Source organism: Methyloceanibacter sp. (genome assembly GCF_050728395.1).
GTDB lineage: Bacteria > Pseudomonadota > Alphaproteobacteria > Rhizobiales > Methyloligellaceae > Methyloceanibacter.
Map to the genome: position 1 here is coordinate 1 of NZ_JBOHJB010000044.1, position 26,966 is coordinate 26,966.

At 63.6% G+C, this 26,966-nt stretch carries 20 protein-coding genes and 1 tRNA gene; 12 read left to right on the forward strand and 9 right to left on the reverse strand.

Annotated features, from left to right (window positions below):
* Positions 1-65: 65 nt before the first annotated feature.
* Positions 66-142, reverse strand: a tRNA-Arg gene (locus ACREC7_RS09565).
* Positions 143-361: 219 nt separating this feature from the next.
* Here ACREC7_RS09565 and ACREC7_RS09570 point away from each other — a divergent pair.
* The 5 genes from ACREC7_RS09570 (at position 362) to ACREC7_RS09590 (ending at position 7,376) form a co-directional block, all read left to right on the forward strand.
* Positions 362-2,023, forward strand: coding sequence for an FAD-dependent oxidoreductase (locus ACREC7_RS09570; RefSeq protein WP_431555453.1), 1,662 nt, complete (start codon positions 362-364; stop codon positions 2,021-2,023).
* A 40-nt stretch (positions 2,024-2,063) separates the two neighbouring features.
* A complete protein-coding gene (locus ACREC7_RS09575) occupies positions 2,064-2,972 on the forward strand; it encodes a DUF4238 domain-containing protein (protein WP_431555454.1) in 909 nt (302 codons plus the stop codon).
* Positions 2,973-3,308: 336 nt separating this feature from the next.
* Complete coding sequence (polA, locus tag ACREC7_RS09580; RefSeq protein ID WP_431555455.1) at positions 3,309-6,260, forward strand: DNA polymerase I; 2,952 nt, start codon at positions 3,309-3,311, stop codon at positions 6,258-6,260.
* A 167-nt stretch (positions 6,261-6,427) separates the two neighbouring features.
* On the forward strand, positions 6,428-6,661 hold the full coding sequence (locus ACREC7_RS09585; RefSeq protein ID WP_431555456.1) for a hypothetical protein: 234 nt from the start codon (positions 6,428-6,430) through the stop codon (positions 6,659-6,661).
* A 223-nt stretch (positions 6,662-6,884) separates the two neighbouring features.
* Positions 6,885-7,376, forward strand: a complete 492-nt coding sequence (locus ACREC7_RS09590) for a hypothetical protein (protein ID WP_431555457.1) — start codon at positions 6,885-6,887, stop codon at positions 7,374-7,376.
* A 233-nt stretch (positions 7,377-7,609) separates the two neighbouring features.
* On the opposite strand, the gene ACREC7_RS09595 is transcribed toward ACREC7_RS09590, so the two are convergent.
* Both ACREC7_RS09595 and ACREC7_RS09600 read right to left on the reverse strand, forming a co-directional pair.
* A complete protein-coding gene (locus ACREC7_RS09595) occupies positions 7,610-8,341 on the reverse strand; it encodes a glutamine amidotransferase (protein ID WP_431555458.1) in 732 nt (243 codons plus the stop codon).
* A gap of 128 nt (positions 8,342-8,469) precedes the next feature.
* Positions 8,470-9,996 (reverse strand): gamma-glutamyltransferase family protein, encoded by a 1,527-nt coding sequence (locus tag ACREC7_RS09600; RefSeq protein ID WP_431555459.1) that lies wholly within the window; start codon positions 9,994-9,996, stop codon positions 8,470-8,472.
* Positions 9,997-10,109: 113 nt separating this feature from the next.
* Here ACREC7_RS09600 and ACREC7_RS09605 point away from each other — a divergent pair, with 113 nt between their 5' ends.
* Positions 10,110-11,450 carry an aspartyl protease family protein gene (locus tag ACREC7_RS09605; RefSeq protein ID WP_431555460.1) on the forward strand — a complete coding sequence of 447 codons (1,341 nt, stop codon included), beginning with the start codon at positions 10,110-10,112 and terminating at the stop codon, positions 11,448-11,450.
* Positions 11,451-11,528: 78 nt separating this feature from the next.
* On the opposite strand, the gene ACREC7_RS09610 is transcribed toward ACREC7_RS09605, so the two are convergent.
* Both ACREC7_RS09610 and ACREC7_RS09615 read right to left on the reverse strand, forming a co-directional pair.
* Positions 11,529-13,343, reverse strand: a complete 1,815-nt coding sequence (locus tag ACREC7_RS09610; RefSeq protein WP_431555461.1) for a phosphoenolpyruvate carboxykinase (GTP) — start codon at positions 13,341-13,343, stop codon at positions 11,529-11,531.
* 100 nt (positions 13,344-13,443) lie between these two features.
* Complete coding sequence (locus ACREC7_RS09615) at positions 13,444-14,175, reverse strand: HugZ family protein (protein WP_431555462.1); 732 nt, start codon at positions 14,173-14,175, stop codon at positions 13,444-13,446.
* A 131-nt stretch (positions 14,176-14,306) separates the two neighbouring features.
* Here ACREC7_RS09615 and ACREC7_RS09620 point away from each other — a divergent pair, with 131 nt between their 5' ends.
* The 6 genes from ACREC7_RS09620 to ACREC7_RS09645 all read left to right on the forward strand — a co-directional run bounded on the left by ACREC7_RS09620 (position 14,307) and on the right by ACREC7_RS09645 (position 19,044).
* A complete protein-coding gene (locus tag ACREC7_RS09620; protein WP_431555463.1) occupies positions 14,307-15,002 on the forward strand; it encodes a response regulator transcription factor in 696 nt (231 codons plus the stop codon).
* Positions 15,003-15,017: 15 nt separating this feature from the next.
* A complete protein-coding gene (locus tag ACREC7_RS09625; RefSeq protein WP_431555464.1) occupies positions 15,018-16,838 on the forward strand; it encodes a stimulus-sensing domain-containing protein in 1,821 nt (606 codons plus the stop codon).
* A 20-nt stretch (positions 16,839-16,858) separates the two neighbouring features.
* Complete coding sequence (locus ACREC7_RS09630; protein ID WP_431555465.1) at positions 16,859-17,335, forward strand: HPr kinase/phosphorylase; 477 nt, start codon at positions 16,859-16,861, stop codon at positions 17,333-17,335.
* Positions 17,336-17,411: 76 nt separating this feature from the next.
* Complete coding sequence (locus ACREC7_RS09635; RefSeq protein WP_431555466.1) at positions 17,412-17,813, forward strand: PTS sugar transporter subunit IIA; 402 nt, start codon at positions 17,412-17,414, stop codon at positions 17,811-17,813.
* Between the two features lie 141 nt (positions 17,814-17,954).
* Positions 17,955-18,278, forward strand: a complete 324-nt coding sequence (locus ACREC7_RS09640) for an HPr family phosphocarrier protein (RefSeq protein WP_431555472.1) — start codon at positions 17,955-17,957, stop codon at positions 18,276-18,278.
* Positions 18,279-18,492: 214 nt separating this feature from the next.
* On the forward strand, positions 18,493-19,044 hold the full coding sequence (locus tag ACREC7_RS09645) for a YSC84-related protein (protein WP_431555467.1): 552 nt from the start codon (positions 18,493-18,495) through the stop codon (positions 19,042-19,044).
* Positions 19,045-19,103: 59 nt separating this feature from the next.
* On the opposite strand, the gene ACREC7_RS09650 is transcribed toward ACREC7_RS09645, so the two are convergent.
* The 4 genes from ACREC7_RS09650 to ACREC7_RS09665 all read right to left on the reverse strand — a co-directional run bounded on the left by ACREC7_RS09650 (position 19,104) and on the right by ACREC7_RS09665 (position 26,611).
* A complete protein-coding gene (locus tag ACREC7_RS09650; RefSeq protein ID WP_431555468.1) occupies positions 19,104-20,912 on the reverse strand; it encodes a sulfatase-like hydrolase/transferase in 1,809 nt (602 codons plus the stop codon).
* A 584-nt stretch (positions 20,913-21,496) separates the two neighbouring features.
* Complete coding sequence (locus ACREC7_RS09655) at positions 21,497-24,100, reverse strand: tetratricopeptide repeat protein (RefSeq protein ID WP_431555469.1); 2,604 nt, start codon at positions 24,098-24,100, stop codon at positions 21,497-21,499.
* 69 nt (positions 24,101-24,169) lie between these two features.
* Positions 24,170-25,795 (reverse strand): hypothetical protein, encoded by a 1,626-nt coding sequence (locus ACREC7_RS09660; RefSeq protein WP_431555470.1) that lies wholly within the window; start codon positions 25,793-25,795, stop codon positions 24,170-24,172.
* A 6-nt stretch (positions 25,796-25,801) separates the two neighbouring features.
* On the reverse strand, positions 25,802-26,611 hold the full coding sequence (locus tag ACREC7_RS09665) for a MotA/TolQ/ExbB proton channel family protein (protein WP_431555471.1): 810 nt from the start codon (positions 26,609-26,611) through the stop codon (positions 25,802-25,804).
* Positions 26,612-26,966: the final 355 nt, after the last annotated feature.

Consider the following 26,966-nt stretch of genomic DNA (forward strand, 5'->3'; position numbering starts at 1 on the left):
GTGTTGCTACGGCACCAGACGTACGCGATCCGATCAAACCTCAATGCACGCAAAGCCACAAGAGCTGGCGCACCCGACAGGATTCGAACCTGTGACCTCTGCCTTCGGAGGGCAACGCTCTATCCAACTGAGCTACGGGTGCCGGCCGCCAGCAACCTAACCCAGACATGTCTGCCTAGGCAACGCGGGCGACAGAAATCAGAAATCGGAAGCCGGAAATCAGAACCCGGAAGTCGGGAGCCGAAATCGGAGCGCAAGGCCCCTTGGCGTCAGACTTCTCGCTTCCGATATCTGATTTGTCGCTTCTGGCTTCCGAACGGCGTAGGTATGCCTGCAAATGCCTGGAAGGCAAGGTTCTGACATGGAAAAGAAGAAGATTCTCATCCTTGGCGGCGGCTTCGGCGGCGTGTTTGCCGCCAAGGAGCTTGCCCGCCGCGGAGCCGACCGGTTCGACATCGAGCTGATCAACAACAACAACTATTTCGTGTTCCAGCCGCTGCTGCCCGAGGTCGCCGCCGCAACCATCCACTCCTCCGACGCGGTGGCGCCGTTGCGCCTCTTGCTGCGCGGCGTCCAGATCCGCCAGGCCGAAATCATGGGCATCGACTTCGCCAAGAAGACGGTAACCGTGGTGCAGGGCTTCCGCCGCATCCCTGTCGACCTTCCTTACGACGAGCTGATCATCGCGCTCGGCATGAGCGTGGACCTGAACCGGTTCCCAGGGCTGCCCGAGCACGCACTCACCATGAAGAACCTCTCCGATGCGCACCGCCTGCGCACCCACGTGATCGGCTGCCTGGAAATGGCCGATGTGGCGAAGGAGCCGGAGCTGAAGCGCGAGCTGCTCACCTTCGTGGTGGTTGGCGCGGGCTTCACCGGGGTGGAGACGGTGGCCGAGATCAACGACCTGATCCGCCGCGCGCTGAAATATTATCCCAACATCAAGCCCGAGGAGATCCGCGTCTACCTCATCGAATATGCCGACCGCATCCTGCCCACTTTCCCTGCCGACCTCGCCGAATATGCGACGCTGCGGCTGCGCATGAACGGCATCGAGGTCATGACCGGCATCGGCACCAAATCGGCAACCTCGACCGGGGTGGAACTCGCCGACGGCAGCCTCATTCCGACGCGGACCATCGTCGCCACCATCGGCAACGGTCCGCATCGCCTGGTCGAATCGCTCGCCCTCGACATGCAGTGGGGACGCATCAAGACCGACCGCTTCATGCGCGTTTCCGGTCATGACGGCATCTGGGCGGTTGGCGACGCGGCGCTCATTCCGCTGGTCGAGCAGCCTGCCGACGACCCCTTGCACTACGCCCCGCAGACTGCGCAGTTCGCCGTGCGCGAAGGGCGCCAGCTCGCCCACAATCTGATCGCCAAGGCCAAGCAAGAGGAGCTCAAGCCCTTTGCCTATACCTCGAGGGGATCGCTCGCCTCGCTCGGCATGAGCAAGGCCGTGGCCGAGGTCTACGGCATCAAGCTCTCGGGCTTCCTCGCCTGGCTATTGTGGCGCGGTTTCTATCTTTCCTTCCTGCCGGGATTCGCCACCAAGGTGCGGGTGCTGGTGAACTGGATCCTGAACGTGTTCACGCCGCCCAATATCGTGCTGGTACAGTCGTCGATGCCGAGCACGCGCTACATCCATTACCGCAAGGGCGACAAGGTTCTCGAGCCCGGCATGCTGATCGATGGCTTCTATACCGTAGTCAAGGGCTCGCTCAAGCTCACCATCGACAATGCCGAGACGGCCGAGCATTTCGAGAAGGTGTTCGGCCCAGGAGACCATTTCGGCGAGCGGGTGCTGGTCAAATCGTCGCTCCGCACCGGACTCGTGGTGGCGCTTGAAGATTCCACCGTGTTGTGGATCTCGCAGAAGGACTTCATGCGGCTCGCCCGCGCCTTCCCGTTCATGGAGACCTATTTCAAGGACTATATCGAGAAGACCTTCGGCGGGGCCGACATGGTCTTCGCCGCGGGCAGCGCCGAGCGCAGCCACGAGCTTGAGCGCACGCATTAGGGCTGCAGGCCACCCCACCCGGCTCGGCTGAGACATTGGCATGGGAACGAAAGCGCATACCGTCCCCAAGTTCTACCTTCGCGGATTCGTTGCCCCGGAGTCTGAGAATCGGCGAGATCCGTATGTCTGGATCGCATCGTTAACGACGGGCAAGATTGCCCGGCGATCACCCAAAAACATTTCGACTGTGCGCGGGCTCTACGATGGTCGTGGAGGTCTTGCTGAACCAGACGCATCAATCGAGGCGCATCTCTCTAAGATCGAGAGCGCAGCATCCACAGCGATAAGAAGCATCGCAACGGGTGACGCGACGGAGAGCGTAGGCATCCCACCTGAGGTGTGGCGCTTTTTGGCTTGGCAAGCCGCGCGCGCGCCTGGGTACATGAAGCTCGTGCAGGCATGGGCTAACGAGCCGTTAGATTCGGTAGTAGTCGAAGAGCCTCCCCCAGGGTTCGAAGAGATCGGGTATCGAACGCACCCATCGCTAGTAGAGGACCCGGCGAGCGGCGAGCGCCGTGAGGTGGACGCTGATGAATTTGACGAGCTTCGTAAGCTTGGCTGGAGATGGATTCTCCGCACAGATGATCGCCTCGAGGCGCTGCATATCCAGGCTTGGTATTTCCAAGTCCGCCATTTTCCCCGGTTGTCGTGGGTTTGGCTGAGCGCTCCCCATGGAGAGTCTTTCATCACAGGTGATCGCGGCGTCGTTTGGCTGGTGGATGGCTATGCCGACGCGCCTCCTGCTGCATTGCAACACCCAACGGCGCAAGTAGTCGCGCCTCTGACGAGGGAAGTCGCACTCGTTGGACGACACACAACAAGCCGTCTTGATGTCACGACACGCGAAGTCAATCGACTTGTCGCATTCGCTAGCGCCGATTGGATTGCTGGCCCCACGCGCGAAGCAGTCGAACAAGCCTTAACGGATCGTCGCGACCCCCGACATTAGTCGCGGTTGCTGGGATGGCCTCCGTCCTTGTCATCGCCCGGCTTGACCGGGCGATCCAGTAACCACTGTCGGTGCTCGATTCTGAACCACCGAGGGTTACTGGATGCCCGCCTGCGCGGGCATGACAAAATGGGACCCCACCCGGCTAACCCGGCCAAGGCCGGGCGAGCCACCCTCCCCTGAAGGGGAGGGATAAGACAGGCCAAGCGATCTCAGTTATCCCTCCCCGCGAGGGGAGGGTGGACGCGGCGCGAAGCGGCGCGGACGGGTGGGGACAAGGCCCCTGCCCATGCTGACGGCAGCCCCGCCAATCCCTATATTTCCCCCATCATGACAATGGCTGACAGCACGCAAACGGCCGCCGGAAGGCCGGTGGCCAAGGGCGACCACGTCTATCTGATCGACGCCTCGGGCTACATCTTCCGCGCCTTTCACGCGCTGCCGCCGCTGCCTCGGTCCGACGGCCTACCGGTCGGCGCCGTGCACGGCTTTTGCGGCATGCTGTGGAAGCTATTGCGCGAGTCAGGCGAGCTCGATCCGCCGACCCATATCGCAGCCATATTTGACCTTTCCGAGCAGACGTTCCGCAACGAGCTCTATGCCGATTACAAGGCGCATCGCCCGGACATGCCGGAGGACCTCGTCCCGCAATTCCCGCTGGTCCGAGAGGCGGTGAAGGCGTTCAACGTCGCCTGCCTCGAGCAGAAGGGCTACGAGGCCGACGACCTCATCGCCACCTACGCGCGCGAGGCGCTGGAAGCCGGCGCCGACGTGACCATCGTCTCTTCCGACAAGGACCTCATGCAGCTCGTGCGCCCAGGCATCCGCATGTACGACACCATGAAGAACAGGGTGATCGGCGAGGACGAGGTGATGGAGCGCTTCGGCGTGCCGCCCACGAAGGTCATCGAGGTGCAGGCGCTGATCGGCGACCCCACCGACAATGTCCCTGGCGTGCCGGGCATCGGGGTCAAGACCGCTGCGCTGCTCATCAACGAGTATGGCGATCTCGACACGCTGCTCGCCCGCGCCTCAGAGATCACCCAGCCAAAGCGGCGCGAGAGCCTCATCACGTTCGCCGACCAGGCGCGCCTGTCGCGGACGCTGGTCACCCTCGACACCCACGTGCCGGTCGAGGTGCCGCTCGCCGAGACGCTGGTGCGCCAGCCAGACGCCGAGACGCTGATGAGCTTCATGCGCAGGCTAGAATTCAAAGTTCTGCTTCGTCGCGTGGCGGAAGACCTCGGTGTGCCTGTCCCGGAGGGTGCAGCGGCGCCTACAAAGCAATCGCGCAAACGCGAAGCAGCCTATGACCACCCACTGCGCAAGATGCCTCTGGGAGGGTTCGTCGCCCATCGACCTGCCAGTGAAGGGCGTCATGCTGAAGAGGGCTCACCAGCAGAGCTGGCCGCGGAGCGCGCGGCCAGGCTCGCCGTCCTCCCCTTCGACCGCAGCACATACGAAACGGTGGTCCACCCTGAGCGCCTTGCCGCCTTGCTCGACGCCGCGCGCGATCAGGGCCATGTCGCCTTCAGGGCCAAGGTCACCTCGTTCGATCCAATGCAGGGCGAGCTCGTGGGCATCGCGCTCGCGCTACGCCCCGGACAGGCGGCCTATGTGCCCCTCGCCCATCGTGCCACCGATGAGCTCGATCTCGGCGGCGAAGAGGGCCCGCGCATCCAGATGCGCGAGGCGCTCGATCTGTTGAAGCCTCTGTTGGAAGATTTGAGCGTGCTCAAGATCGTGCAGAACGCCAAATTCGACATGGTGGTGCTTGCCCGCTACGGCATCGCGCTTCAAGGCTTCGACGACCCCTGCCTCATGTCCTATGCGCTCGACGCAGGCCGCGCCGAGCATCTGCCCGAGCAGCTCGCGGGCGCCCTCCTCTCCTATACCTGCCTCACCCACAAGGAGATCGTTGGCACGGGCCGCGCCGCCGTCACCTTCGACCGCGTACCGGTCGCGCGTGCCACGGAGTTTGCCGGCGAGGAAGCCGATATCGGCTTGCGGCTCTGGACGGTGCTCAAGCCTCGTCTTGCCGCCGAGCACGTCACCACCGTGTACGAGACCCTGGAGCGGCCGATCGCGCCGGTGCTGGCGCTGATGGAGCGGACCGGTATCAGGGTCGAGCGTGCCACGCTTGCCGGGCTGTCAGGCAGCTTCGCGCAAAGCCTCGCGCGGCTCGAAGACGAGATCAGGGAGCTTGCCGGCGAGGACTTCAATATCGGCTCGCCGAAGCAGCTCGGCGAGATCCTGTTCGACAAGATGAGTCTCGCCGGCGGACGGCGCACCAAGACCGGCGCCTGGAGCACGGATGCAAGCGCGCTCGAAGAGCTTGCCGCCGAGGGCCACGAGCTGCCGCGCAAGGTGCTCGACTGGCGCCTGCTCGCCAAGCTGAAGAGCACCTACACCGACGCCCTTCCCACCTACATTCACCCCGAGACCGGGCGCGTGCACACCTCTTACGCACTCGCGGCCACCACCACGGGCCGGCTCTCGTCGCTCGAGCCGAATTTGCAGAACATCCCGGTGCGCACATCGGAAGGCCGCGCCATCCGCAAGGCCTTCGTGACGGAGAAGGGCAAGAAGCTGATCTCCGCCGACTACAGCCAGATCGAGCTTCGCGTGCTCGCCCACATGGCCGACACGCCGACGCTGCGTCAGGCCTTCGCCGACGGCCTCGACATTCACGCCATGACCGCGAGCGAGATGTTCGGCGTGCCGATCGAAAACATGGACCCGGCGATCAGGCGCCGCGCCAAGGCGATCAATTTCGGCATCGTCTACGGCATCTCGGCCGTCGGGCTCGCCGCCCAGCTCGGCATCGGCAGGAGCGAGGCCGGCACCTATATCAAGACCTATTTCGAGCGCTTCCCCGGCATCCGCGACTACATGGAGGCGACCAAGGCCGAGGCCCGCCGCCAGGGCTATGTGAAGACGCTGTTCGGGCGGAAGGTGCATTACCCGGAGATCAACACCAAGAACCCGTCGCTCCGCGGCAATTTCGAGCGCGCCGCGATCAACGCGCCGATCCAGGGCTCTGCCGCCGACATCATCCGCCGCGCCATGATCCGCATGGTCCCTGCGCTCGCCGAAGCCGGACTCAGCGCGCGCATGCTGCTGCAGGTGCATGACGAGCTCGTGTTCGAGGCGCCTGAGGACGAGGTCGACAAGACCATGGAGGTGGCGCAGGCGGTGATGGAGAAGGCGCCGGAGCCGGTGCTGAAGCTGAAGGTGCCGCTTAAGGTCGACGCCCGGGCCGGCGACAACTGGGAGGCCGCGCATTAGGAGTGGCCCCCCAACCGAGTTATGCAAGCGTCAGCTCAACGCCGTCATTGCCGGGCTTGACCCGGCAATCCATTCCGCTGACGCTTCAACTTGCTGAGGCCTAACGGCATGGATGCCCGGATCAAGTCCGGGCATGACGAGGTTCTTGTGAAGCGGAGGACATTCCCATGGGCAAATGCGCGCAATGCGGCAACACTTACGACCAGAGCTTCGAGGTCACCATGGGCGGCCGCACGCTCGTGTTCGACTCGTTCGAATGCGCCATTGCCGCGCTCGCGCCGGTCTGCCCGCATTGCGGGTGCCGCGTCATCGGCCACGGCGTGCAGCATGGCGACACCATCTATTGCTGCGTCCACTGCGCCAAGCATGAGGGCGTCAAGGGCCTCGTCGACCGGGATTGATCGCAGGAGCTGTCAAGTCTCCCCGCTCCCCCCTTGCGGGGGAGCACATTCGCGCCTTGCGCGAATGGAGGGGGGTAAGCAGCGCAGGTTTTTTGGTTTAACCCCCCTCCCTACCCTCCCCCACGCAAAGTCCAAACCGCGCCGTCCCAAATTGTGGTAGGCCTCACTGGATGCCCGGGACATGCCCGGGCATGACGCCGAGAATAGGTTTGGGAGAAAGTGGATGATCAGACGGGTCATGGGATTGCTGCCTGCTCTTGCCCTCCTCCTCGCCACGCCGGCGCTTGCGCTGCCGGCGCCGATGTCCGAGCAGGAGCTGATGGACAAGAGCGACCTCGTCGCCGCGGTCCGCGTTGTGTCGGTGAGCTGCACCGTCGTGACCAAGGACGACAAGACCGGAGAAGACCTGCCGGCCTATCTCGCCAAGCTCAGGCTGCTCGAGGTGAAGAAGGGCGACGCCAAGAAGGGCGACGAGATCCTGGTGACCTGGCGGGCGATTCCCAAGGGCATCGTCGGGCCGTGGACGGTCAACTACTATCCGGGCGAGGTGGTGCTCACCCATCTCGTCAAGCGCTCCGGCGGCGTGAGCTACGGCTCGACCTGGTGGAACGCCAAGGGCGAGGACATCAAAGCGCCCGACAATACCGAGCTGCCGGCGACGCCCGGCGAGACCTTCGACGCGCCGAAGGATTCCACCGACCAGCACCCGTTGTAGCGCCAAGCCCCGCGCTTGCTCCTCCTCTCCCCTGTGGGGAGAGGGCTTTCTGCCGCGATCTTGAGCGCGACGCTTTTGAGCGGTGCTTGCGCAAGTCGCATGGCGGAAAGGGTGAGGGGGAGCCAGTTCTCGGAGTCAAATAGCCCCCTCACCCGGTTGCTCCGCCTAAGGGCGCAGCAACCGACCTCTCCCCGCTGGGGAGAGGTTCAGCACCTCGGACTTTGAGCGAAATCCTACTTCGCAGGCGCCGTTGTTCGCGCCGGCGCCACGCCGACATGGTCGAGCCACAGGTCGAACACCGTCCGGCTCGCCTTCTCCATGCCGGGCCCAAGGCGCTGCGTGTCGGCGCGGAGCTGGTTGACATCGACGCCGGCGGTCGTCAGCTCGAGCGTATGGCCGACCAGCCAGCGCTCCATGCCCCTCGTGTGCTGCTCGACGTGGAATTGCAGGGCGAGCACCCTGCCGTTGTTGGTACTGAAGGCCTGGTGCGGGGTGACCGCGGTCTCGGCGAGCCAGGTGGCGCCGCGCGGCAGATCGAAGGTGTCGCCGTGCCAGTGCAGCACCCTGAACTTGTTCTCGCTGAGCGCCGCGAGCGGCGATTTGCGCCCGTCGGGGGTCAAGCCCAGCAGGCCCCAGCCGATTTCCTTCTCGCGGTTGGGATAAACGCGGGCGCCGAGCACGGCGGCGAGGAGTTGCGAGCCGAGGCAGATGCCGATGATCGGCTTGCCGCGGGCGAGCGCGGCCTCGATCACCGCGAAGTCCTCCTTCAGAAACGGATAGCGGTCGACCTCGTAGACGCCGATCGGCGCGCCGAGCACCACGAGAATGTCGGCGTCCTTGGCCGGCGTGAGATCGTCCACGCCGGCTTGCAGATAGCGGAACGACATGCCACGGTCGGTAATCGCGTCTTCCAGCGTGCCGGCGTCCTCGAAGCAAACGTGACTGATGGCAATGGCGGTTTTCATGCTTGCCCTCATGACTGGCGACGTCCCGTCACTTGTATCTTGCGCCGGGCAGTCCGAGCTTATTGACGATTAGCGACGCCAAATTGGCAGTTTACGACATGGGCGGACCGTCGCCCAACCCCTATCGCCTACACCACGATTGCGACCCCGCCGCGACGCGGATCGCCAGCGCCCTCGACGACGCCGTCGGCGAAGCGGCGCGCGGCGTGCACGCCGCCGAAGAACAGATTCCGCTCCGGCCAGGCACGGGCTTTCTCGCCAAGCGCGCGGAAGGCGGCATGCGCAGCCTCCGGCAGGCCAGGCTCGAAGCTGAGCGTCCCCTCGCGCTCAAGATGCAGCCGCGGCGCGTCCACCGCGTCTTCCAGGCTCATGCCATGATCGAGCAGGTTGACGGCGACTTGCAGGATGGCGGTGCGGATGCGGTTCGAGCCGCCGCTGCCGAGCGCAACGACCGTGCCGTCGGGCTGTAAGATGATGGCCGGCGCCATCATCGAGGAGAGCCGCACGCCTTCGCGCCATTTTCCCAGGCCTTTGGGCGTCAAATCCTCTTCGCCAAGCATGTTGTTCAGCATGAAGCCGAATCTGCCGACCATCGAGCCGTTGCCCTCGCCGTTGGAGAGGCTCGCCGAAACGGCGTTGCCGTCGCGATCGATGACGCTGACATGGGTGGTGCCGCGGTGAGCTGCGGGGTGCCGCGCGGCCTCGCGCATGTCTTTCGCGAGCACGCCATCGGCGAGCTTGGCGGCAAGCCCCTCGCCGTGCGAGGCGCGCGCTTCGTTGGTGGCCTGCATGGCCTCTTTCAGCGCAAGCGCGTCGAGCGCCCGGCCGGCGTCGGTGAGCGCTTGCACATAGAAGAGGCCGAAGGCGATCAGCGCGCCGCTTGCGGCGGGCGGCGGATTGAGTGCGACGGTGGCGCCGTCGTGCTGCCACAGGATTGGCGTCCGCCGCGCCACGCGATAGTCGGCAAGATCGTCATGGGTGAGGAACCCGCCGTCGCGCTGCTGCTTGACGATGGCCTGGCCGACATCGCCGTCGAGGAACAGGCGCGCGCCGTCCTCTGCGAGCCATTCGATGGTCTCGGCAAGATCGGGGTTGCTGAAGGTTTCGCCGGCTTTCAGCAGTGTGCCACCGGGCGCGAAGATTTTCGCAACGCCGGTGGTGGCCTTGAGGATCGGCGCGATGACGGTGAGGAGATAGGCCTGGAACGCCGAGAGCGGGAATCCCGCGCGCGCGGCGCGCACCGCGGGCTCGACCAGGCGCTTCATCGGAAGCCGGCATAGCTCCTCGTGCATGGCGAAGAGGCCGGGCACCACACCTGGCGTGGCGCTCGAGCCCATGCCGATATGAAACTCCTGCTTGGCCGGGCCGAAATCGGCGTGGATTGGATAGAAAGAGACTTCGTCTCTCTCTCGTTTATGTCGAGGCGTCTCGGCGAAGAAGTCGAACAGCGTGACGGCGTCGCTTCCTGCCCGCCGCGCCATGAGGAAGCCGCCGCCGCCAGGCGAGGAGAACACCGCTTCAGCGACGAAGGTCATGAACAGGCCCGCGACGCAGGCGTCGAAGGCGTTGCCGCCGTCTTGCAGTATTTCCGCCGCGGCCAGTGCGGTCAGCTCATGACCGGCGGCGACCACGCCTTTGCCTTTGCCCTTGCTCATGCACGTGGCTTAAGGCGAAGCGCGCGATGCGGCAAGAGCGGCGCGTGCCCCTCTGCTGTCCTGCGCTCGCGCGATCCGATCTCTGATACAGTCCGGGCGGCGCACAGCAACTCATGACGGAAACAAAAATGAAATATGCCAGCATCTGCATCGCACTTGCCCTGATTGTCGCGACTTGTTTCCCAGGACAAGCGAGGTCTGAGCCGAACCGGTCTGACGCCGATTCCGCGGCCCAGCTCTTCAAGGCTGGGAAGTTTACAGAGGCTGGCGACATCTACGCACGAATCGTCGCCCAAGATCCGAAGGACTATTCGGCGGTCCTCCAACTGGGCCGGGTCGCCCTGCTTGCCAACCGGCTCGACGACGCGCAGAGGTGGTTGGAAGCCGCCATCGCTCTGCGGCCAGGGGACGACGACGCCAAGGTCATGCTGGCCGAAACGTTTTATCGCCGCGACGACTTCCAAAAGGCGGTGGCTGCGCTCAACGGAGTCGAGGTCGGCACCAACAGGCTGATCATCGAGCAATATCCGACTTTGAATGTCGCCAAGTTGGAGAGCTTCAAGGGCCAGACGCCCTATGAGGTGCACGGCGACGGGCAAACCACGCACCTCAAATTCTTGAACGGTGCTTCGCTGCCGGTCGTCAGCGTGCGCGTAAACGGCGGCGACGAGGTCAGCTTCTTCATCGATACCGGAGGCTCCGAGCTCGGGCTCGACACCGACTTCGCGAAGGAGCTCGGCCTTCCGCAATTCGGCGACGTGCAGGGCACGTTCGCCGGCGGTGAGCAGGCCAAGGTCGGGCAGTCGCGCATCGAATCGCTCAAGCTCGGCGATTGGACCGTTCAGAACCTGCCCGTCATGACGCTGCCCTTTCGCCAACTCTCAGCAGGGCTTGGAGTGAAGCGCATCGACGGCGTGATCGGCACCACTCTGTTCTACCATTTCCTGGCGACGCTCGATTTTCCGCGCGGCGAGCTCGTCTTGCGCCGCAAAAACGCGGAGAGTCTCAAGAGGTTTGCGGCAGAGTCGTCCGAGGACAGCGTCGCGGTTCCCTTCTGGATGGCGAGCGATCACTTCATGGTGGGTTGGGGTCGCGTGGAGACGATGCCACCTGCGCTCTTGTTCGTCGACACGGGGCTTGCGGGCGCGGGCGTAAAGCTCGCGGAACCGGTGATCAAGGCGGCGGGAATCAAGCTCGAGGAGGACAAGGCTTCCGAAGGCGCTGGGGCCGGCGGAACGCTGAAAATCGTGCCCTACACCGTGCGCCAGCTTTCGTTTGGAAACATGCGGGAAGACAATGTCGCGGGTCTCTACGATGGACCGTTCCCGTGGGAGAACAGTTTTGGCTTCCATCTCGCAGGCATGATCGGCCACGACTTCTTCAAGCCCTACGCCGTGACGTTCGACTTCGAGACAATGCGGATTTTTCTCACCAGCCAGTCGCCCTCGCCGTGACGGGCCTCTCCACGCACCGACACTCTACGGGCGTAAAGGCGCGGAAAGGCCCACCAATACGAGTCTTCGGATATTCAGCTAGCCGAGCCGCTTCTCCAGCGCGGCGAGCTCGTCCTTCAGCGCCTGCGGCAGTTTCGCGCCGAAGGTGGCGAAGTGCTCCTTGATCAGCGGAATCTCGGCCTTCCAGCCTTCCTTGTCGACGCTGGTCATCGCTTTCATGTCGGCGGGATCGACCTTGACTCCCTTGACATCGATGGCGCCATCGGCAGGGACCTTGCCGATCGGCGTATCGACCGCGTCGGCCTTGCCTTCGCAGCGCTCGAAGATCCATTTCAGCACGCGGCTGTTCTCGGCGTAGCCGGGCCACATGAACTTGCCGTCGCCGTTCTTGCGGAACCAGTTGACGTAGAAGATCTTCGGCATCTTGGCGCCGCCCTTCTCGCCCATCTTCAGCCAATGGGCGAAATAGTCGCCCATGTGGTAGCCGCAGAAGGGCAGCATGGCCATCGGGTCGCGGCGGATATCGCCCTTCACGCCCGACGCGGCAGCGGTCTTCTCAGAGGCCATGATCGAGCCGAGGAACGTGCCGTGCAGCCAGTTGAGCGCCTCGGTGACGAGCGGCACCACGGTGGCGCGGCGGCCGCCAAAAAGAATGGCGTCGATCGGCACGCCCTTGGGATCCTCCCATTCCGGCGCGATCACCGGGCACTGTGATGCCGGAGCCGTGAATCGCGCATTGGGGTGCGCCGCCGGGCGGCCCGAAGCCGGCGTCCAGTTGCGGCGCATCCAGTCGACGGTGTGCTCGGGGGCCTTGCTCATCTGCTCCCACCACACGTCGCCGTCGTCGGTCAGTGCCACGTTGGAATAGATGCAGTTGGCGGTGAGCGTCTTCATGGCGTTGAGATTGGATTCATCCGACGTGCCTGGCGCCACGCCGAAGAAGCCGGTCTCGGGATTGATGGCATAGAGACGCCCGTCGGCGCCGAATTTCATCCAGCAGATGTCGTCGCCGATGGTCTCGGCCTTCCAACCGGGAATGGTCGGATTGAGCATGGCGAGATTGGTCTTGCCGCAGGCCGAGGGGAAGGCTGCGGCGATGAACTTCGACTTGCCTTCCGGATTGGTCAGCTTGAGGATCAGCATATGCTCGGCCATCCACCCCTCGTCGCGGGCCTTCACTGAAGCGATGCGGAGCGCGTGGCATTTCTTGCCGAGCAGCGCATTGCCGCCATAGCCTGAGCCGTAAGACCAGATCTCGCGCGTCTCGGGGAAATGCGAGATGTACTTCGTCTTGTTGCAGGGCCACGGCACGTCGGCGGTCGAGGGCGTCGAGAGCGGATAGCCGACCGTGTGCATGCCGCGCACGAAATCCTCAGAGTCGCCGAGCGCCTTCCACACCTTGTCGCCGACGCGGGTCATGATGTGCATGTTGGCGACGGCGTAGGCCGAGTCGGTCACCATGACGCCGATGCCGGCGATGGGAGAGCCGACCGGGCCCATGGAATAAGGCACCACATACATGGTGCGCCCGGCCATGGCGCCGTCGTAGAGCTTGGTCAGCGTCGCCTTCATCTCGGCCGGATCGAACCAATTGTTGGTGGGACCGGCGTCGTCCTTCGACTTCGAGCAGATATAGGTCTGGTCCTCGACCCGGGCGACGTCCGCCGGATCTGAGCGCACCAGGATCGAATTCGCCCGCTTGTCGGGGTTGAGCCAGAGCGCGGTGCCGCCATCGACCAGCGATTTCAGGAGATGCTGATATTCTTCCTTCGAGCCGTCGCACCACACCACTGACTCCGGCTTGAACAGGGCCTTTGCCTCTTCGACGAAGGCCAGAACCTTGGGGTTGGTGGTCTTGGCGCCTCCTGGAACAATCTTCGACTGAACGCTCATGCGGGCTGATCCTCTGGCTAGGGCGATGCGGCGGTAGGGTGAATTTCTTTCCCTTGCTAGCCCGATCTTGCAAAGCTTTCAAGGCAAGGGCTGCGAGGTCCTAATCAGGCTCCCTTGCCGCGTTGACGAGCCGCACCAGCTCGGCCCGGGCCTCGCTTGGCGTGGCGATAGGGGCCTGAAAGCGAATACGTCGGGCATCGCCTTCCCAAATCAGATCGCAGCCCTCAGGATCGATGCCGCTCATCCGCCAGAAGCCCTCAGGCGCGCCCGCGAGCCGCGTGGCGTAGAGGCGGATGGCGTCGGCATGGTCCGCGTTCATATGGGCGAGGATGTCCGGCTCCGCGGCGAGCAGATCGCCTGCGCCTTTGGTGTCGACCAGAAGCTCCTCCGGCGCGAAATCGACGATGCGGCCGAAGCCACCGATATAGTGGGCGCCCTCAACCTCGAGCCGCCAGAAGGCGAAGTCGGGAAAGCCGGCGTAGAATTCCGACTCAGGGTGCCTCGCCAGGAACCTGCGCCGCACCGCCTCGTCCCCGACCTTCTCGGCCCTGCCGAACAGCGTCACGCGTGCGCCCTGCAGGGGATCGCCGGCGGCGCCGGTGCCGTCGAACAGGATCGAGGCGCGAGGGTCTTGCGTCAGGTTTCGCGTGTGCTGGGCGAGCCCCGAGATCAGGAAAATCGGAGCGCCGGAGGCCTCGGTCGCGGTGGTGATCAGAGACGCGTAAGGATAGGCGCTGCCGGAGGCAATGCTGGCAAGCGAGGCCTTCAACGCGCGCCGCACCAAACCCCTTGCATCGGCGGCCAATTCAGCCTTGGAGGGCATCTCGCTCATGTCTTATTTACTTGCGCCATAAGGATATTTGCTGCATTGCAATATTAACGGGCTGCGTGACGCGCCCCCATGCTGCCATATTTTGCGTCAGCCTGAACCCCCCGATTCCCTGACCGCAAGGTGCCATCTCAATGCCAACCATCGCACTTGTCGACGACGATCGTAACATTCTGACCTCCTTGCGCATGGTGCTCGAGGCTGAAGGCTACAAGACCCAGACCTATAACGACGGGGCAAGCGCCCTTGACGGTCTCTCCGAAAATCCGCCCGACCTTGCCATCCTCGACATCAAGATGCCGCGCATGGACGGCATGGAGCTTTTGCGGCGGCTGCGCCAGCGCACCGAGCTGCCGGTGATCTTTCTCACCTCAAAGGACGAGGAGATCGACGAGCTGTTCGGGCTGAAGATGGGCGCCGACGACTTCATCCGCAAACCCTTCCCGCAACGCCTTCTGGTCGAGCGGGTCAAGGCCGTGCTCCGCCGCGCCGCGCCGCGCGACGGCAGCGCGCCGGTCGAGGACAAGTCCAAGGTGCTCGAGCGCGGCAAGCTCAAGATGGACCCCGAGCGGCACACTTGCGTCTGGGACAACCGCCCGGTGACGCTGACCGTCACCGAGTTCCTGATCCTGCAGGCGCTTGCCGCGAGGCCAGGCGTGGTCAAAAGCCGGGACGCGCTGATGGATGCCGCCTATGATGATCAGGTTTATGTCGACGACCGAACGATCGACAGCCACATCAAGCGCTTGCGCAAGAAGTTCAAGGCCGTGGATACGAGCTTCGACGTGATCGAAACCCTCTACGGCGTGGGGTATCGCTTCAAAGAGTAGCGGGTCAGGAGATCCATGACCGCCGAGGCCGACAGGTCCTGGCAGGGAGCCGAGGCGACGAGGCTTAGAGAGCGCCTGCGACGCGGCCTGAAAGCAAGCTACATCCGCCTGCGCCGGGGGGCGCGCTGGCTGTGGCAGCGTCTGCCCTTCCGTCACGGCTTCTCAAGCCTCACCCGGCGCATCGTCATCCTCAATCTGATCGGCTTGGCGATCCTCGTTTCCGGCATTCTTTACCTCAATCAGTTCCGAGCCGGCCTGATCGACGCCAAGGTGCAGAGCTTGCTCACCCAAGGCGAGATCATCGCCGGAGCGCTCGCCGCGTCCGCCGGCGTCGACACCGACCAGATCCAGCTCGATCCGGAAAAGCTCCTGGAGAGCGAGCCGGGACAAGCGAGCGGCGGCGCCGATGACGACAGCCTCGGATTCACTATCGATCCGGAACGCGCCGCTCCGATCCTGCGCCGCTTGGTCAAGCCGACCGGCAGCCGCGCCCGCATCTATGGCCGCGACGGCGCTTTGATCCTCGATTCGGACACCTTCTATTCGCGCGGCGAGGTGCTCCGCTACGACCTGCCCCCGCCCGACGCGGAGAAGCCCGACGCGCTGACCGCCTTCTGGCAGGCAGTGAAAACGCGCATGCGGCAATACGATCTGCCGCTCTACAACGAGATCGGCGGCGACAACGGCAAGGCCTATCCGGAGGTCGCCTCGGCGCTGACCGGCACCTCGGTGCCCATCGTGCGCGTCAACGACAAGGGCGAGCTCGTGGTGTCGGTGGCGGTGCCCGTGCAGCGCCTGCGCGCCGTGCTTGGCGTGCTCTTGCTCTCCACGCGCGGCGGCGACATCGACAACATCGTCGCGGCGGAACGCTGGGGCATCGTGCGCGTGTCCTTGTTCGCCGCCGCCGTCACCGTCGTCCTCTCGATGATCCTCGCCAACACCATCGCCGGCCCGGTGCAGCGGCTTGCCTCGGCGGCCGAGCGCGTGCGCCACAGCGTGAAGGCGCGCGCCGAGATCCCCGACTTCACCGACCGCACCGACGAGATCGGTCATCTCTCCGGCGCGCTCCGCGACATGACCCAGGCGCTCTACCGCCGCATCGACGCCATCGAAAGCTTCGCCGCCGACGTGGCGCATGAGCTCAAGAACCCGCTCACCTCCTTGCGCAGCGCCACCGAGACCTTGCCGCTCGCCAAGACCCCCGATGCCAAGGAGCGGCTGATGGAGATCATCCAGCACGACGTGAGGCGGCTCGACCGGCTGATTAGCGACATTTCAGATGCCTCGCGGCTCGATGCCGAGCTTGCCCGCGAGGACGCCCGCCCGGTCGACACCGCCGATCTGCTGCGCACCACGGTGTCGCTGTTCAACGACATCCATCGCGACGACACGCCCGAGGTGGTGATCGACGTCGCCTATAGCAGCGGCGCCCGTCCCTATCGCTGCATCGGCCATGACAGCCGCTTGAGTCAGGTGATCGTCAACCTGCTCGACAACGCCATCTCCTTCTCGCCGCCCGGCGGCCGCGTGTCGGTCAAGGCGAAGCGCGTTGGCAACGAGATTCAGATCGCGGTCGAGGACGAAGGTCCGGGCATCCCGCCGGAGAATCTGGAGCGGATTTTCGAGCGCTTCTATACCGACCGGCCGCAGGAGAGCTTCGGCCAGAATTCGGGGCTAGGCCTCAACATTTCACGGCAGATCGTGGTCGCCCATGGCGGGCGCTTGTGGGCTGAGAACCGTGTTCACGAGGGTGGCGCCGGGCGCGGCAAGAGCGTCGGCGCTGCCGAACGCGAGAGCGGCGGCGCCCGTTTCGTGATCCGCCTTCCTGCCGCTTAACGGCCATTCAAGAGGCATGCGTGAGTGAAAGACGCGAGCTCGTGCATGGCACCTGCGTGGCGCTCGGCCAGCATGGGGCCTTGTTGCGCGGGGGCTCAGGCAGCGGTAAGTCCGACCTCGCGCTTCGCTTTCTTGCGCTTGGCCCAGAGCAGGACTTGCGGCCACAGCTCGTGGCCGACGATCAAGTGTGGGTCGAGGCTATGCGTGACGGCAGCCTTGTCGCCTCGGCGCCCGAGACCATCGCCGGCAAGATCGAGGTGAGAGGCCTTGGCATTTTGGACCTACCGCATCGCCCGAACGCGCGGCTTATCCTTGTCGCCGATCTCGTTTCGGCCGAAGAGGTACCTCGCATGCCGCCTGATCCGGCTGAGCGAATCACCCTCGCAGGGATTGCGCTTCCAGTTGTAAGACTTGCACCTTTCGAGCCTTCCGCGGCGCTGAAGCTGAAATTGGCGCTTCTTTCGGCAGTGTCACAATCGCCTCATCAACAGGCATAGGTTCGGGCTTGCGCCTTTCCGCCGTCGCGACAAAGATAGCGGCCTTTAACCGGGCGGACCAAATTTGCGGGGCAACATGATCGGCGTCGTGATCGTTACACATGGCAGGCTTGCCCATGAATTCCGTGCGGCGCTCGAGCATGTGGTCGGACCTCAAGAGCAGCTCGAGACCATTTCCATCGGGCCTGACGACGACCTCGATGAGCGGCGCGCCGATATGCTTGCCGCGCTCGCCAGGGTCGACAATGGCGGCGGCGTCGTGGTGCTCACCGACATGTTCGGCGGCACGCCCTCCAATCTTGCCATCTCGGCCATGGAGCGCTCCAATGTCGAGGTGATTGCCGGCGTTAATCTTCCCATGCTGGTGAAGCTCGCCAGCGTGCGCGGCGAGTGTGGGCTTGAGGAAGCGGTCAATCAGGCGCAGGAAGCCGGACGGAAATATATCAGCGTGGCGAGCCAGATCCTCGCCGCCAATTAGCGCGTGATGTGTCGAGGTTGAAATGGTTCTCATGCCATCGCCCATTTGCGTCATTCCGGCGAAAGCCGGAATCCAGTGGGCAGAGCAGGAGACTGTCAGATTAATCTTGGTGCTGGATACCGGCTTTCGCCGGTATGACGGATCATGGATCAGCTGAACAAGCGCGGCACTAAAGCGAGAGGGACGGGAAACGGTCTCTACTTCGCCGAGGTGACCATCCCCAACAAGAAGGGGCTGCACGCCCGCGCCTCGGCGCAATTCGTGCGCTGCGCCGGAGGCTTCGACGCCGAGATCCGCGTGACGCGGGAAGGCCACACCGTCGGCGGCACCTCGATCATGGGCCTGATGATGCTCGCCGCGGGCCAAGGCCACTCGATCCTGATCGAGGCGGAGGGAACCGACGCCCGCGCTGCGCTCGAGGCGCTGATCGCGCTCGTCGAGTCCGGCTTCGGCGAGGACGATTAGGCCCCGTCCCGGCGCTTCTTGCCGGTGACCATGGCGCGGGCGAAACTCTCGCAAACTCAAGACGCAGGATCGAGCTTTTCCGTGGCCTCCCGGCGAAGGCCAGCCGCATGGTTGCCAGCGGCCCGATCGCTGATTAGCCTTCGGCGTCCCTGAACTGAAGGGCTCGTTCTGTCACGTTGCTTTCCTCGCGCCCCGACCTGGTGAGGTTTGACATATGACGACGTTCCGAGCGCTCTCCTTGATCCTCATCACCGTGCTGGCAATGGTCGCAGGCCCGTCGCGGGGCGAAGCGGCGACCGGCCCCGAGATCGATGCCAAGGTCAATGCCGCGCTGACGAGCTTCGAGAGCCAGGTCCGCGGCGCCCGCGAGATCGCCGCCAAGGCCGCGGGAATTCTGGTGTTCCCGTCGGTGGTCAAGGCCGGAATCGGACTTGGCGGCGAATATGGCGAGGGGCTGCTCATCATCCGCGGTCGCCCCGGCGGATATTACAATCTGATCTCAGGCTCGTTCGGCTTTCAGCTCGGCGTGCAGACCCGCACCGTCATCATCATGTTCATGACCGAGCGGGCACTGTCGAGCTTCGAAGGCACCTATGGCTGGAAGGCCGGTGTCGACGGGTCGGTGGCCATCGTCACCCTCGGCGCCGGCGGGGCGATCGACACCGAGAGCCTGACGAGCCCGGTCCTCGGCTTCATCCTCGATCCTGCAGGCCTCATGTACAATCTGACGCTTGAAGGCTCGAAGATCAGCCGCATCACGCGCTGACCCAAGAGCACAGGCGAGGAGCCCGCGCGCGGCGGCACGAGCTCCTCGTTGTTTGTCTGCTAGGGCGTGAGCCTGCCGAACCCATGCTCCTTGATCCACGCCTTCACCCCCATTTTTGCTTCGGGAAGGACGTCATAGACCGGCGGGTTGTTGGACATGAAGCCGATCTTGAACTGCGGCGGATATTCCATCAGCTCCTTCATGTACCAGCCTCCCGTTTCTCCGAGTGGAACCGCCAACGGGATATGGCGAATGCCGATGCTCACGTCCTCCTGCGGGTTGGTGTAGAGGTTGAACACGATGGCCCCGCCGGTGTCGGTGAACACCGAGCCGCTGAACCCGCCGGGGAAGCCCTTCTGCACCACGCCGTTCTCGATTTCGCCGGTCGCCACGCCCTTGAACTCATCGATACGTATCGCCGAGTAATACTGGTTCAGGGTGTAGATCCTGCTGCGGCGCGCCGACAGACCGTCGTCGGCGATCAAGAACGCCGTCTGGTCGACGCCGTCGATATAGGTGGTCTTGGGGAACAGCCCGGCGAGCTTGCCGCCAGGGACGCCGGCGAGATCGAGCGCCGTCGGCAGGATGTCGGCGAGATCGAACAGGCCGTCGGAGCGGCGCGGGGCGATCATCCCCTTCCAATAGACGAAGGTCGGCACGCGCACGCCACCCTCCCAGCTCGATCCCTTGCACCCGCGGAACGGGGTCCGCCCATGCGGCGGGATCTCGCATTCAGGTCCGTTGTCCGAGGTCAGCAGGATCAGCGTGTTGTCGAGCTCGCCGATCTCGGTGAGCTTGTCGACCAGCTTGCCGAGCACATCGTCCATCTGCACCATGCAGTCGCCATAGACGGTGCGCGCCATCGACTTGCCGGCCCATTGATCCGATGGGTAGTTGTCGAAATGGCAGCCGCGCGTGGCGTGGTAGAGATAGAAGGGCTGCTTTGCCCCCTTCATCTTGTCGAGGAAGGCGAGGCTCGTGTCCAACCAGTGCTGGTCGAGCTCCTTGATGTAGTCGAGCTCGATGAGCTTGCCGTTCTCGCATTTGGTCTTGTCGGCAGGGGTGCAATGCACCTCGTAATGATTGAAGACGTCGTCTTCGAGCATCTTGAAGCGCTCAGGCGAGAGCGCGACCTCGGGGTTGAAATAGGTGTCGCGCCACTCGGTGTACATGTCGGACACGCCGAGGAAGCCGACATAGTCGTCATAGCCGACATTCTGCGGCAGCGAACCCTGGTTCTCGCCCATATGCCATTTGCCCACGCCCTGGGTGACGTAGCCCTGGTTCTTGAGCAGGAGCGGCATGGTGATGGCGCCGTCGAGGCCTCCAGGCTCGCCATACATCGGCGGGCGTAGGATGCCGTGATGCAGCGGGTTCTGCCCGGTGTGGATGGTGGCGCGGGTCGGCGAGCATGACGGCGTCGAATAGGCCGAGGTCAAGAGCAGGCCTTCATTGGCGAGCTTGTCCATGTTCGGCGTGGCGTTGCCGACAGCGGTGCCGCCGCCGTTGAACCCGGGGTCTCCCCAGCCGACGTCATCCAAAAGGAAGATGAGGATGTTGGGCTTCTTGCCGGTCTTTGCCGAGAGCACCGCGAGCTTGTCCTGCGCCGCCTTGTCCTGCTCTGCATGCTGGATCACCGGGTACATGTTGTCGGCGGGCTTCACATCCTTGAGATGGATGTATTGCTCTGGATGGCTGAAACCCGGCGCCGTGGTCGGACCGGTCGCCGCCCCGCGTATGTTCTCGGCGAGCGCCGGGCTCGCCAGCGAGACCGCCAGCAGACCCGCGCAGGCCGCCAAGCCGGCAAGAGAGCTGATGCAAAATGACGCCTTCACCCGGTCGCGATGACGGGTGGGATTGGAACTCATCGAACTTCCTCCGTTTGCTGCCTATGACTGCCCCGCGCGCGCAGCTTAGCCCAGGCAGAGCTTTATGGAGAGATCGATTTGAGTTTTCGGTGACCGATGCGTTGCCGGCGACGGTAAATCACTTCGCCGATTCACATTTCTCCTTGTCGGCGTTCCACTTGCAGCCAATCGTAGTGTCGCCGTTGCAGACGTCCTTGCCTTCGTGCGCGGCGCACGCATCCTCGTGCGGCGGGGGGCCCTGTTCGCAACCGCGTCTCTTGAAGTCCCAATGACAGTTGGGCCTTGCAGCGCACAGAGCAGAATCGCCGATCATGCAATCCTCCGCCGCCGCCTGGGCTGCGCCGGCGCCGATCGCCATCGCGATGAGCGCAACGATCAGTGTGTCACTTATGCATCGCATGGGTCTTTGGGTCCGAGTTTTGGGAGGGTAACAAGTCACGTCAGGGACGCTTATACCCATTCCCGGGACATGATCCAAACTCTCGCGCGCAGAAACATTGACGCAGCCGCTGAGCCGCTCGCCCAAGAGATCAGGAGGACGAGCAGCCACGCGCAGGACATGCGAGGGCAAGTCGAATAAGGGCTCACTGCATCTTCATGTTGCGGACGTCGGGACCCAGATCCTTGAGCGCCTTCTCGATGTCCTTCTTGTCCTTGGCGTCGGGGTTCAGCGATAGAGCCTTGGTGTAGTCGTCCCGCGCAGGGCCTGGCAGGTCCTTCTTGAGATACGCCAGTGCCCGGCCCTGATAGCCGCTAGATGACTCCGGGGCGAGCTTGATCGCCTGGTCGAGATCGGCGATGGCTTTGTCGTAGTCGCCCTTGCCGATGTAGGTGTTGCCACGGTTGCCGAAGAAGTTAGCGCGGCTGCCGTCGAGACGGATGGCCTCGGAGAACTCGGCGATGGCCGCGTCGTCCTCCTTATTAAAGAAATGCAGCGAGCCCCGCTGGTTGTGCAGCGTGGCAAGATCGCGGTCGCCGAAATGACCTGAGGCGATGGCCCGGTCGCAGGCTGGGATGGCATCAGGCCCGATCGTCTTCATGCAGTAGTCGGCGTCCTTCTTCGGATCGGCACTGGCTTGCGTGGCCGAGCCCGGCGCGCAGATTGACTTCACGAGTTTGCAGGACCCGGCCGGCGCCTTCTTGTTGCAGGCGTTCAAAGCGTTGTTCTGTACGTTGCTTTCGTTGGGGCCGATCCAGTCGAAATACCAGTAACCGCCTTGTCTGCTCTCGACGTAGGCGATGCAGCGGGATTGCAGGGCGTCGAGAATCTTACAAGCACTTCCGCCGCAATCTTTCAGGGCGGCGTTCCTCGCCTCATCCTGCGAAGGCTGGCCGACCGCAGAGCCCCAGCCGCCGTTGCCGTCGGCCGCGATTGCCGCCCATGGACCAGACGTTGGCAGCTGTGCCTTCATGGCCGAGCCCTGCTCTTGCGCGGGCGGGCTTCCTTCGCCTTCCTTCGGGAGCAGCGACAATGAGGATCCCTGACCCTCAGTTGGCTTGGTGATGGGCGGCAGCCCCGAGCCGGTGTCCGAGCCGCCTTCGCTCGGCCCCGACAGCGCCAAATTCTTGTCGTCAGGCGGCGCGTCGGCCGAGCCTTGTTTTTGCGCCGGCTCGGAACCCGGCGGAAATTTCGCGCCGCCTTCGATCTCCTTGAGAGACTGCTCAATGTCCTTCTTGACCTTGTCCGGCGGATTGAGCGAAAGGGCCCTCTTGTAATCGGCGGCGGCGTGTTCCGAATCGCCTTTGTCCCAATACGCCACAGCGCGACTCATAAAGGGGGCAAAGTGCGTCGAATTCAGTTCAATGGCCTGGTCGAAATCGGCGATGGCGCGGTCGTAGTCCTTCCGGCCTTGATAGATCACGCCACGATTGGCATAGGGCGCCGCAAAGCTTTTATTGAGGGCGATCGCCTTGTTCAAATCCTCCAGCGCCCTATCGTCGTCATGTTGCAAGCTCCGCGCCTGGCCGCGATTGTTGTAAAGCACCGCCAACGCCTCGCCTTCGAACTTGCCTGAGGCGATGCCGCGGTCGCAGTCTGCCAGCCCCATTGCGCGGCAGGCTTTGAAATCCGGGTCGGCGAGAACCTCCTCAGTCGATTTCAGGACTTTGGAGCTCGGCGCGGGCTCCGGCTCTTTGCCTTTGCCGGTATCCACCTTGTTGGTGTCCGCATTGGGAGCGTCACTCCCTTGCGGAGCCGTCGCTTGCGCCGATGTTGAGGGTGGATTGGATGCCTCGGGGGCATCCGATTTCGGATCGGCGGTAGATGTTTGTGCCGTTGGCCCCGGCGCGGAGGCTGGAGTTTGGTTCGTCGCCGCGGCTTGTGGCGCCGGCTCAGCCTTCGCCTCGTTCAGTTCTGCTTCGATCATCTTCCTCGTTGTATCGTCGGGGTTCAGCGAGAGCGCCTTGTTGTAGTCGGCGATGGCGTGGTCGCGTTGGCCCTTCTTCAGGTAGGCGCTGCCCCGGTTCCAATAGGCCCTGAGATAGTTGGCATCGAGCCGGACAACTTGATCGAAATTGGCGATGGCTCGATCGTATTCGCCCTTGTTGAGGTAGAGGAGACCGCGATTGTTGAAGGGAGAAACATATTTGGCGTCGATCTCGATGGCCTTGGCGAAATCCTCTAGCGCGCTGTCATCCTTGTGCTGGGCGCGATAGGCGTTGCCTCGGTTGTTGAAGGCAAAGGCGTTGCGGCCATTGAGCTTGATGGCTTCGGCGAAATCGGAGATCGCCGCGTCGAGCTCGCTCTTTTTCTGATGCCCTATGCCCCGGTTGTTGTAGAGGCTGGATAGCGCGCCGCCGCTGAACTTGCCCGATGCAACGGCGCGCTCGCACGCCTCGCTTTGCACATCCGACGGCTTGAGGCAGGCCTGAAAGTCCGGATCGGAGTTTGGGTCGGCAATCGACTGCGACGGGGACGGACTAGGAATCGTCCCCTTGTTTTCGCCGGAGGGCCTGAGCAAGAAGAAGCCCGCCACGGCCAGGACGGCCACAGCACCGCCGCCAATCGCAAGCCAGCTTTTCGGCAGGGCGGACCCCGCCGCTACGACGGCACTCGCGCCCTCGCCGACTTGCGCCGGCCTCGCGTCCTCGGCGGCCTTTGGCATGCCGGTTCTCGCGCATTCCGGGCAAGCCTCATGCGCCGCGCTGTCGTAGATGTGTCCCGCCGGGCATCGGATCAGCTTTGCCACTTCGCATCCCCATCAAGCCGAGAAGACTACAGCCGTTCCACGCATATCACTTTTTCCGAGTTCCTTGAGCTACTGCCCTCTGGTCCGCCGGCCTTCGAGGGTGGCTGGTGGAGCACCGGGCGCTTCAGGTCCAGTCTGCGGCGCCGGGCCCGCGGGTCCGCCTTGCGGGGCACGGCCCGCACGAGGTTCAAATCGTGGTGGTGCGCCGGCGGGGGCGCCTTGCGGAGCACCGCCAGCGCCAGGCCCAGGTGGCGGCGCTTCGGCGGGCACAATGTCGGCGTGCGCGAGCTGATCCTTGAGCCAAGCCTGTCCCTCCGGCGAAGGGTCGGCAAAATGGGCGTCCCAGTCGCTACCAGTGATCGCATCGCCAAAATATTGCACGGGCTGACCTGGATCGAAGACAACCTGGTAAATTCGGCTTTTGGCGCGATTTGCCGCCGAGAAGACCATTGATACGATTGCCACGCAGCTTTTCGCGGGCGGCTGCAATGGACTCTCCCGTTGGGGTTCAGACGGCTGTCCTCCGCCGTCATTGGGCTGGTCTCCACCGTCAGCGTGATGGCTGAGGCCGGCCCGAGGTTCATCGCCGCGCTGTTCCTCTTTTCGCGAAAGCAGAAAGAGAAAATATCGGTTACTAGGCTGCAAACCTGAAGCAACGAACATCGATACGTATCGTCCGCCGAGCCGCCGTGCCTGAAACGGAACGCCAAAACCGTTGCCGAAATTCAAAACGTGTTTCTGCCCTTGGGTCGTCATGGTTGCCGAGAAGGCGCCGATGGTGAAAGAGCTGCAGTCTGCGCTCTGGGCGTCCCCTGCGAGAACGGGCTGAGCCTCGAGCTTGGCGTTGGCCTGCTGTACTTCGCTCAGCCGCTTCTCTAGTTCGGCGATCTTGGCCTTCAACTGGGCGTTCTCCTCCTGAAGCGGAGCGACCAGGGCATTCAACTGCGCGACCTGCTGCTCGAGCTCGGCGTTCCTCGCCCGAAGCCGGGCGTTCTCGTCCTCCAGCGCGGCGACCCGGGCGTTGAGATCTTCAACCTGTTGCTTGAGCCGGGCGATCTCCTTTTTCAGCTCCTCGATCTGCTTCTTCAGCTCCTCGACCTTTTCCGGCTCCGACTTCTCCAATTCGGCAATGCGCTTGTTGAGCTCTTCGATCTTCTTTTCGAGCTCGGCAATGCGGGCGTTAAGGTCCTTGATCTGTTTTTCCAGCTCGGCAATGCGCTTCTTGAGTTCCTCGATCTCGGCCTTGAGTTTCTCGTTCTCGGCCTTGAGGTCGGCATTTTCCTTTTCCAGCTCGGCCACGCGCGCGCTGAGCGTGGATTTGTCCTTCTTGAGCTGGTCGAGCTCGGCGCTCAGCGTGACGATCTTCTCCTCAAGCCGCGTCACCTGCGCGCTCAACTGATCGACGTAGCGCTTCAACTGCCCGATGAGCTTCTCGCCGCTGCCAAGCTCCTCGCGGGCCGACACCAGGTCCTTGCCGAGATCCTTGTCGCCGAGCTTGTCCAGCACGCCCTTGATCTTGGCGTCGGCGTCCTGAACCTTCCGCGCGAGATCCTGGGCCTCGTCCTTGCCGAGCGGGCTCGACGAGTAATAGGGCATCAACAGCAGCATCAGCACGAGGAAGGCGCCCATGGCCTTGGTCACCACCGCCATGAGCGAGATGTCGAAGGTCTCGATGGAGCGATGCGGCCGCTTCATGGCGGTTTACTTGCTGTGCTCGAGATAGACCCGATTGATCAGGTTGCGCAGGGTGTAGAGCGCGGCGCGGTTCAGCGCCATCTCCTCGCGGCGCTGCACCACGTTTTGCAGCAGCACGAGGACGGCGCTCAACAGGAGCGCGAGGATGGTGGTGTAGAAGGCGACGGCGAGGCCAGAGGTCACCTTCTCGAACGAGATATTCTTCGGGTCCTGCATTCCCTCGAGCGCGATCGAGATGCCGACCACGGTGCCGATGAACCCCGTGGTGGGAATGACCCACACGAGAAAGCGCATGGTCTGATAAGCGAGGTCGAGCCGGTGGCTCATCAGCTCGAGGGTGCTCGTGTAGATTTCGACGGTCTGTTCCAGCGAACGGCCGGTGAAGAGCTGCAGAATCGAAAGATCGATGAGCTGCGGCAGAAAGGCTTCCTCGCTCGCGTTCAGGTCGGATACGGTGCGGCGAATGGCGCCGAGATCGTCGATCTGCAGGATGTCGGTGTCGTTCTCCGGCAGCAGCTTGCGGGCGATATAGCGCTGCTCGCGCTGCGTCGCCGCATGCCTGACCCAGAGGTCGGCGAGCCCGACCGCCATCATCACATACATGGCGTTCTGGATGGTGAAGGGATAGACGCGGGCGAAGAACGACTTGTCGGAATAATCGAACAGAAAAACCGCGAGCGTAGAGCCCTTGGGCAAAAGAAGGGTGCCTGCGGCGATGAATAAGGCTGCAAGCAACAGCGCCACGATATAGGCGATACCCGGAATCGACCGCCATCCTGCGATCGATTCCGGCCTCTTCGAGGCCGCCACTGTCATGGGATTGCCCCTCCCAGCCCGGAATAACTCGCTCCCCGGCAAAGACTACCTTTTCCAAAGTTTCGCTGGCAAGCCGATCTTGGATTATCTTCTTGGCTTCTAGGGCTTCAGCTCAAACGAGCTTGGTCTACACGCACCTCTTTCAGTAGGACAAAAGAAGCGTCAGGCAGCCGATCGGCTTTGGCGTCAAGGCGCGGTGAAAACGATGGGACAATTGACCGTCGCCACTCCGGGCCCGAGCACCTTGGCCTTGAGCGCGGTCGCCCGATCGCGCACCGCCGGAAAGTCGGCGTTGTCGTAGACCGACACCAGCCACAATGGGGAGTATCCGGCATCGCCCGGCAGAGTAAACGGG

What these genes read in the sequence shown, in the direction of transcription:
- ACREC7_RS09570 (WP_431555453.1), top strand. Translation starts at nt 362, where the DNA reads ATGGAAAAGAAGAAGATTCTCATCCTTGGCGGCGGCTTCGGCGGCGTG.
- ACREC7_RS09575 (WP_431555454.1), top strand. Translation starts at nt 2,064, where the DNA reads ATGGGAACGAAAGCGCATACCGTCCCCAAGTTCTACCTTCGCGGATTC.
- polA (WP_431555455.1), top strand. Translation starts at nt 3,309, where the DNA reads ATGGCTGACAGCACGCAAACGGCCGCCGGAAGGCCGGTGGCCAAGGGC.
- ACREC7_RS09585 (WP_431555456.1), top strand. Translation starts at nt 6,428, where the DNA reads ATGGGCAAATGCGCGCAATGCGGCAACACTTACGACCAGAGCTTCGAG.
- ACREC7_RS09590 (WP_431555457.1), top strand. Translation starts at nt 6,885, where the DNA reads ATGATCAGACGGGTCATGGGATTGCTGCCTGCTCTTGCCCTCCTCCTC.
- ACREC7_RS09595 (WP_431555458.1), bottom strand. Translation starts at nt 8,341, where the DNA reads ATGAAAACCGCCATTGCCATCAGTCACGTTTGCTTCGAGGACGCCGGC.
- ACREC7_RS09600 (WP_431555459.1), bottom strand. Translation starts at nt 9,996, where the DNA reads ATGAGCAAGGGCAAAGGCAAAGGCGTGGTCGCCGCCGGTCATGAGCTG.
- ACREC7_RS09605 (WP_431555460.1), top strand. Translation starts at nt 10,110, where the DNA reads ATGACGGAAACAAAAATGAAATATGCCAGCATCTGCATCGCACTTGCC.
- ACREC7_RS09610 (WP_431555461.1), bottom strand. Translation starts at nt 13,343, where the DNA reads ATGAGCGTTCAGTCGAAGATTGTTCCAGGAGGCGCCAAGACCACCAAC.
- ACREC7_RS09615 (WP_431555462.1), bottom strand. Translation starts at nt 14,175, where the DNA reads ATGAGCGAGATGCCCTCCAAGGCTGAATTGGCCGCCGATGCAAGGGGT.
- ACREC7_RS09620 (WP_431555463.1), top strand. Translation starts at nt 14,307, where the DNA reads ATGCCAACCATCGCACTTGTCGACGACGATCGTAACATTCTGACCTCC.
- ACREC7_RS09625 (WP_431555464.1), top strand. Translation starts at nt 15,018, where the DNA reads ATGACCGCCGAGGCCGACAGGTCCTGGCAGGGAGCCGAGGCGACGAGG.
- ACREC7_RS09635 (WP_431555466.1), top strand. Translation starts at nt 17,412, where the DNA reads ATGATCGGCGTCGTGATCGTTACACATGGCAGGCTTGCCCATGAATTC.
- ACREC7_RS09645 (WP_431555467.1), top strand. Translation starts at nt 18,493, where the DNA reads ATGACGACGTTCCGAGCGCTCTCCTTGATCCTCATCACCGTGCTGGCA.
- ACREC7_RS09650 (WP_431555468.1), bottom strand. Translation starts at nt 20,912, where the DNA reads ATGAGTTCCAATCCCACCCGTCATCGCGACCGGGTGAAGGCGTCATTT.
- ACREC7_RS09660 (WP_431555470.1), bottom strand. Translation starts at nt 25,795, where the DNA reads ATGAAGCGGCCGCATCGCTCCATCGAGACCTTCGACATCTCGCTCATG.
- ACREC7_RS09665 (WP_431555471.1), bottom strand. Translation starts at nt 26,611, where the DNA reads ATGACAGTGGCGGCCTCGAAGAGGCCGGAATCGATCGCAGGATGGCGG.